This window comes from Spirulina sp. CS-785/01, assembly GCF_028330525.1.
In the GTDB taxonomy this organism is placed as follows: Bacteria; Cyanobacteriota; Cyanobacteriia; order Cyanobacteriales; family Spirulinaceae; genus JAQMSD01.
On record NZ_JAQMSD010000343.1, the window covers coordinates 1 to 6,700 of the forward strand.

At 44.4% G+C, this 6,700-nt stretch carries 6 protein-coding genes; 4 read left to right on the forward strand and 2 right to left on the reverse strand.

Annotation, left to right across the window (positions count from 1 at the left end):
- On the reverse strand, positions 1 to 768 hold a 768-nt coding region (locus tag PN462_RS22755; RefSeq protein WP_272131151.1), incomplete at its 3' end, for a glucosamine-6-phosphate deaminase.
- Positions 761 to 1,834 (reverse strand): tetratricopeptide repeat protein, encoded by a 1,074-nt coding sequence (locus tag PN462_RS22760; RefSeq protein ID WP_272131152.1) that lies wholly within the window; start codon positions 1,832 to 1,834, stop codon positions 761 to 763. The genes PN462_RS22755 and PN462_RS22760, both read right to left, overlap by 8 nt.
- 290 nt (positions 1,835 to 2,124) lie before the next feature.
- Here PN462_RS22760 and ggt point away from each other — a divergent pair, with 290 nt between their 5' ends.
- From ggt to psbM, 4 genes are all read left to right on the forward strand, one after another.
- Positions 2,125 to 3,684 (forward strand): gamma-glutamyltransferase, encoded by a 1,560-nt coding sequence (ggt, locus tag PN462_RS22765; protein WP_272131153.1) that lies wholly within the window; start codon positions 2,125 to 2,127, stop codon positions 3,682 to 3,684.
- A 121-nt stretch (positions 3,685 to 3,805) separates the two neighbouring features.
- The gene (locus PN462_RS22770) at positions 3,806 to 4,597 is read left to right on the forward strand and encodes a sulfotransferase domain-containing protein (RefSeq protein ID WP_272131154.1); all 792 of its coding nucleotides are present in this window, start codon (positions 3,806 to 3,808) and stop codon (positions 4,595 to 4,597) included.
- Between the two features lie 328 nt (positions 4,598 to 4,925).
- Positions 4,926 to 6,155: a pentapeptide repeat-containing protein gene (locus tag PN462_RS22775; RefSeq protein ID WP_272131155.1), complete on the forward strand. Its 1,230-nt coding sequence runs from the start codon at positions 4,926 to 4,928 to the stop codon at positions 6,153 to 6,155.
- Between the two features lie 117 nt (positions 6,156 to 6,272).
- The gene (gene psbM, locus PN462_RS22780; protein WP_272131156.1) at positions 6,273 to 6,383 is read left to right on the forward strand and encodes a photosystem II reaction center protein PsbM; all 111 of its coding nucleotides are present in this window, start codon (positions 6,273 to 6,275) and stop codon (positions 6,381 to 6,383) included.
- The last annotated feature ends 317 nt before the right edge of the window (positions 6,384 to 6,700 follow it).

Here is a 6,700-nt window from a genome sequence, read left to right on the forward strand (position 1 = left end):
ACTCTCAACTATTAACCCTGCTGCTTCTGGGTCTAAGTAGAGAGTGGCTTGGGGGTGATGGCGTAAGATGGAGGCGGGACAGTTGGGGGTGACGGGGTGGGAGAGGAGGGTTTTTATTATTTTAGCTTTGCGATCGCCGAAGGCAAAACCAAGAATTTTTTGGGCTGCGGTAATCACGGGAATCGTGAGGGTATAGGCATATTGGGGAACCTGGTCTAAACTGGGGAAGTGACCTTGATTGACTTGTTGTTGGCGGTTGATTGGGTCGAGTTTAACTAATTTGATTAAATAAGGGTCGTAAAAGTCGGCGACATGGGGTTCATTAAAGGCCAGATGACCGTTTTCACCAATTCCTAAACAACATAAGTCTAAAGTGCGGGTTTTCAGGAGTTGGGTATAGCGATCGCATTCTAACAACGGCTCATCCGCATCCCCCCGAATCGTATAAAATTGGGCTGGTTGCACTTTAGCCAAAATCTGTTCCTGTAGATAATAGCGAAAACTGGCTGGATGGGTGGCAGAGAGTCCCAAATACTCGTCTAAATGAAAACAGGTAATCTTAGACCAGTCTAGCCCCTCTAGGGCGGTTAATGCCCCTAAAAAGCCTAACTGAGAACTCCCAGTGGCAAAAACAATATTTGCTTCTCCCCGTTGCTGAAGGACTTGTTTGAGATACTCTCCCGTCTGTTGGGCCACCACCGGGGCCAGTTGTTGTTCACTGGGAGACACCTCTACGGTGAGATGGTCCACGATCAAGGACTTATTCATGGGTTATACTGCGTTTGATGACCAAGGATTGCTGTTGATAGAGTTTTGCCTGTTTCTCCTCCCCAAGAGCAGTATAGACTCTGCTGAGGTTACTTAACACAATGGCTTCTCCAAAGCGATCGCTAATATTCTGTTTCAGTTTCAACGATTGCTGATAGGCTTGTAATGCCTCTTGATATTGGGTTAAACAATAATACACATTCCCTAACCCACTCCACGCGACAGATAAGGCCGCTTCGTCTTCATTATGCTCACTCCAGTGGAGATACTGTTGATAATAATGTCGGGCCTGGGAATAGTCCTCCCAACAGTAAAACGCACTCCCTAACCCCCCCAAGGCCGTCGTTTTTTCACCGTGGTTTTCCTCGGTGTCGGGGAGGTTCAAACATTGCTGATAGAATTTTATAGCCTTGGAGTAATCCCCAAGGGAATCATAGGCTTGTCCCAATGCCGTGAGAGAAACCGCTAAACTGCTATCATTGCCGATATCTTGTTTAATTTTCAGGGAGTCGTGATGGTAGTGGAGTGCTTCTGCAAAGTGGCCTAGAGACGCATAGGCTTTCCCTAGATTAAACAATGATTTGGCCTCCCCCAAGCGATCGCCAATTGATCTCGCAAGCTGTAAATGCTTCTCAAAATGCTCGATCGCTAATTTTAAGGCCAAATGATACTCCCCCTGGACATGATGCTGCACACTGGTATCTAAACGTCGTTTGGTTTGATGACTCGCTTGGGGGTTAATTTGCCATTCTCCACTTTCTCGTTTGATCACCAACGACTGCTGATAACGCTCTATGGCTTTTTGATAGCGGCCCAACGACTGTAACGCAATCCCTAAATTACTCAGGGTTTCTGCTTCTCCGGTAAAGTCTCCTATCTCCTGATAAATTAACAGGGCCTGTTGCCATGCTTGCAATGCCGATTTAAACTGACTATCCTGATAATTCTCAATGCCTTTTTGAAAAAGGCGATCAGCTTCCTGTTTCGAGGAACGTTGAATGACCGTATCTCCCTCGCTGTTAATCTCTCTGTAACTGTCTTCGTCTGGTGTCTTTTGGCTACTCACAAACTTGTGAAATGGTTGGCCAACCACGTTTCCCCCTTACCTAGTTTAATCTCTCTTGCCTGTCCTGTGAAGGTTGCCTCACAGCCATGATGGGCTTGGATCAGGATCAGCGAGTCCTTTGAATGGAGCAAATTGCTTAGAAATTTCCCTATTTTCTATTAAGATTATCGAACATTGAAACGAATGTGGAGAATAAGTTAAGGATTGATTTGCTATCTCCGTGATTTTACGGAAAGTGAAACCTTAAAAAGAACCAGCTATAAAACGGATTATTAATTACAAGATAACATATGATATCTAAGACTCGTGGAATTATCGCCGCTGGCGATCGCAAAACCGCAGCAGCTGCCCAAGAAATCTTCACATTGGGAGGGAATGCGTTTGATGCCATAGCTGCTGCTATTTTAGCCTCTTTTGTGGTTGAACCGACCCTCACATCTCCTGCTGGCGGGGGATTTCTCCTAGCACACACCCCAGAAAATCGCAACCTTTTGTTTGATTTTTTTACACAAACCCCCCGCTATAAACGGCCTAACCAAGAGATTAATTTTTATCCGGTTCATCTCTGCTTTGGAGATGCAATACAACCTTTTCATATTGGACTGGGTTCTATGGCCGTTCCAGGGAATTTAGCCGGGGTTTATCGGGTTCACCAACAGTTAGGAAAACTACCATTTTCTGTAGTCGCTGAACCGGCCATTACTTATGCCAAAGAAGGAGTGCCATTAAGTTCGTTTCAAGATTATTGTATTAATGAATTATTATATCCCATTCTCTTAGCTTTACCGGAATCTAGAAAAACCTATAATCCCCAAGGCAAAAAGGTTCGTCAAGGGGAAAAACTAGCGTTTCCCGACTTTGCGGAGACGTTAACCGCAATTGTACAAGAGGGAATAGAATTATTTTATCAGGGAGAAATTGCCCAAAAAGTTGTTAAAGATTGTCAAGAAAACGGGGGACATTTAACCCTAGAGGATTTTCAGAATTATCAAGTTATTTGTCGTCGTCCCCTGGAAACTCAATATCGAGGCCGAACCTTATTAAGCAATCCTCCTCCTAGTTCTGGGGGAATTTTAATTGCATTTGCGTTACAATTATTGAACTCCGTAGAATTACGGGAAATTGCAGTGGGAAGTGCAGAACATCGGCAAATTTTAGCCCAGGTGATGCAATTGACCAACCAGGCCCGCCAACAGGGGTATAATGGGCAAATCTACCAAGACACCATTGCACAAGACTTTCTCTCCTCCCAAGCAACCACCCCCTACACAGAAGCATTACAAACTCAAGTGAATAAATGGGGGAGTACCACCCATGTGAGTGTCATAGACGAGTGGGGGAATGCGGCCAGTGCCACGACTTCCAACGGAGAAGGGTCAGGGTATATGATACCGGGGACAGGGATTATGATGAATAATATGTTAGGGGAGGAGGATTTAAACCCCAATGGGTTTCATGAATGGCCGTGCGATCGCAGAATTTCCTCCATGATGGCCCCCACCCTAGTCTTAAACCAAGGAAAACCCGAAATTGTCCTAGGATCAGGCGGTTCAAACCGCATCCGAACTGCTATTCTACAAGTCATAATCAACTTACTCGACTTTCAGCTTCCCCTAGAAGACGCAGTAAACTTCCCCCGATGTCACTGGGAAAACCAAGTCTTTCACCTCGAACCCCCCTACAATGAGGCCATAGTATCCAATCTACAACTCCCCGAAGGCACAGAAACCCTCTGTTGGCAACAAAAAAATATGTTTTTTGGAGGGGTTCATGGAGTGTCTCATACTTCCGATGGTACTATGATGGGAGCAGGGGATTTTAGACGGGGAGGGTTTACCTGTCAGACTTAAAAGCATTGATCATTTCCTGATTTGGATTTCTAATATCTACAGCACAAGACTCATGTTTTTAAAACAGCTTTATACATTTAATCAATCTGCCTACTGTTACCTGTATCGTCTCATCAAATACATGAGACGTAATTTTTTAGAAACCGAATCACAAAAGCATTATCGGGAACGAGAGAAAGCAGAATATCTATTAATATCAACAACCAATTGTGGTCGAACTTGGCTAAGACTATTAATTGGTCGTGTTTTACAAAACCACTATCAAATCGCTGCACCGGATTTAAACTTATCAGATTTATATTCCTTTTCAGAAAATAATCCCTATATCCCGAAGATAAAAGCTAATCACGAACGCTATAATTTGTCAAATAATTATAAAAATAAAAAAGTAATTTTACTGGTTCGAGACCCACGAGACGCGCTAGTTTCAAGATATATGCAATTTGAAAAAAATCGAGACAAGTATAGTAATTTATCAGATTATATCCAGAATGCTCCTACTTTAAAAAATGACTATATCAAACCTTACAATAGTTTTGCAGAATATCAAAAGAATTCCGAAAATTTAACATTCATTCGTTATGAAGATTTACGTCAAGATACAGCCAAGGAACTCAAAAAAGTGATCACATTTTTGGGACTATCTACTAGCGACGAAATTATCAATGAAGCTGTAGAATATGCCTCTTTTCAAAATATGAGAAAAATTGAAATTCAAGGGAGCGAAGAAGTCAGAAATGGAGTGCTACAAATGAAAACAACAAATAATCCAGAGGGGTATAAAGTAAGGAAAGGTAAAGTGGGAGGGTATCGAGACTATTTAGATGCAGATGCAATTGAATTTTTAGAGGCCACCATTAATCAAGAATTAGACCCCATTTACGGCTACAATTATTACACTTTTTCAAAATAAGCAAGCGACAGGGACAAACAGTAGTAGGCTAGGACAGGTGAGACTGATCGAACCAAAATTGTGCAGAAACCAGAATAATTATTAGTCCAGAGGTTATGTCCAGAGGTTATGTCCAGAGGTTATGTCCAGAGGTGAGTTGCAACTCACCTCTTATGCTCAACGCTTTCTACTGGTAAATACAGTCGTAAACATCATTAGAAAGGCACAAATGCCAATCACCACCGCTAAACCAACGATAATTTGATTAAGGGTTTCAAAATTCTCCATCAGACCTTAGTAAAATATAGAACAGCTTTCTCCCCTTAACCCTAACAGACTGGCTTCATCTATGACGACTCCATCCAACCCTCAGCCGTCCAACCCCTCCGAGAACCAGAATACACCCCCCCTCGCGCAACTTCCAGCCACCTCAGAAAAATTCGTCATCCCCCAACCCCAACTCCGTCAAAACCCCTCTGGTGACTCCCTAGGGACTCTAGTTATTATTACCGCAATTACCGTGATGGTATTGGGGTGGGTGTTACAAATTATCCCTCTCCTCCTTGCAGGGGCCCTCGTGACACTGTTAAGTTCCCTCCGCATTACCTTACCTGCGGTACAACGGTGGGTGATTAAATTCCTCACCCCCTCCGAACGGAAAATTTTGATTGGAACCTTGGGGTTATTAGCGGCCAGTGCAGGGTTTGCAGAATTTTTAGGCGTTTTTCGCCAAATTCAACGCTGGTTACAGAATAACAAATGGGACGAGTTTGGCTCTTGGGCCGATTGGTTTGGGGCCGTGGGACAGATTATGATCGCTATTCTGGCCGTTTATGTAGCTTGGCAACAGTACGTCATCTCCCGTGACCTCACCATCCGCCAAAATACCATCACCCAACAACAGACCATTGATGCCTATTTTCAAGGCATTTCCGACCTCGCATTAAGTGACGAAGGACTCCTAGAAGACTGGCCCCAAGAAAGAGCATTTGCAGAAGGTCGCACTGCGGCCATCCTCAGTAGTGTAGATGCTGCGGGAAAAGCAAAAATTCTCCGTTTTCTCTCCCAGTCTAAACTTCTCACTCCCCTACGACGGGATGGCCTGTTGGGCCGGGCCATTTTAGATGGGGCCGGAGGATATGCAGAAGACCGAGTGCATGGGTTACGGGTGATTGATCTAGGAGTCATGTTAGCCCGGGCCAACTTATCGGGAACCGATTTACGCTGGACGGATTTGAGTGCCGCCTATATGATTGGGGCAGATTTGAGTGAATGTGACTTAGTGAAGGCGAATTTAGCACGGACAGTGCTGTATGATGCCACGTTGCGCGGGGCCGATATTAAAGGGATACGGCTATTTTATGGCCATGTGGAGGCAGCAACCCCTCGGAGTTTAACATTACCTCCCAATTACGAAAACGGGGCCCATACGGGTGCGGTGGTGGAACGGGTCGATTTTACCGGGGTTGAGCGTATGAGTGAGGAGCAACGATATTATTGTTGTTGTTGGGGTGGGGAGAAGACTCGCGCAACCATTCCAGGGGGATGTGAGGGTATTCCCAATAAGTTGGGACGGTAATGGCTGACGGTTGGAGGACTGAGCAAAGTTCAAGTCCAACATGGATGATTGAGAACGGGCAACAGGATGATATCCTAATAAGGTGAGATGAATCCTAATTTAAGAGGGGTAGGTGTAATGGAAGTTAATGACCTTGGATTTATTGCAACCATTCTCTTTGTGTTAGTTCCTACGGTTTTTCTGTTGATTCTGTACATTCAAACCGCTAGCCAATCTAAAAACGGCTAAGGCAAAACAAGATGACACAACCTTGAGCTTGACTCAGGAATGGCTGTATAAAAAACCCATTTATAGACCAAGAGAGACGCAGTAATCACGTCTCTCTTGGTCTTTTTAACGCTTGTAGGGAATCCGCAAATATCCACTATCCTTGTATTCATCATTGTAGGGTGGGCATTGTATTCATCATTGTAGGGTGGGCAATGCCAGCCCTGTCAAGGTGAGAAATTGTAGAACGAGACACCGTTGTTTCAGACACTTGTGAGAGACATTTTCTCCCCCTCTCCCAAGGTTGGGAGAGGGGGTTGGGGGGTGAGGGCGACTCC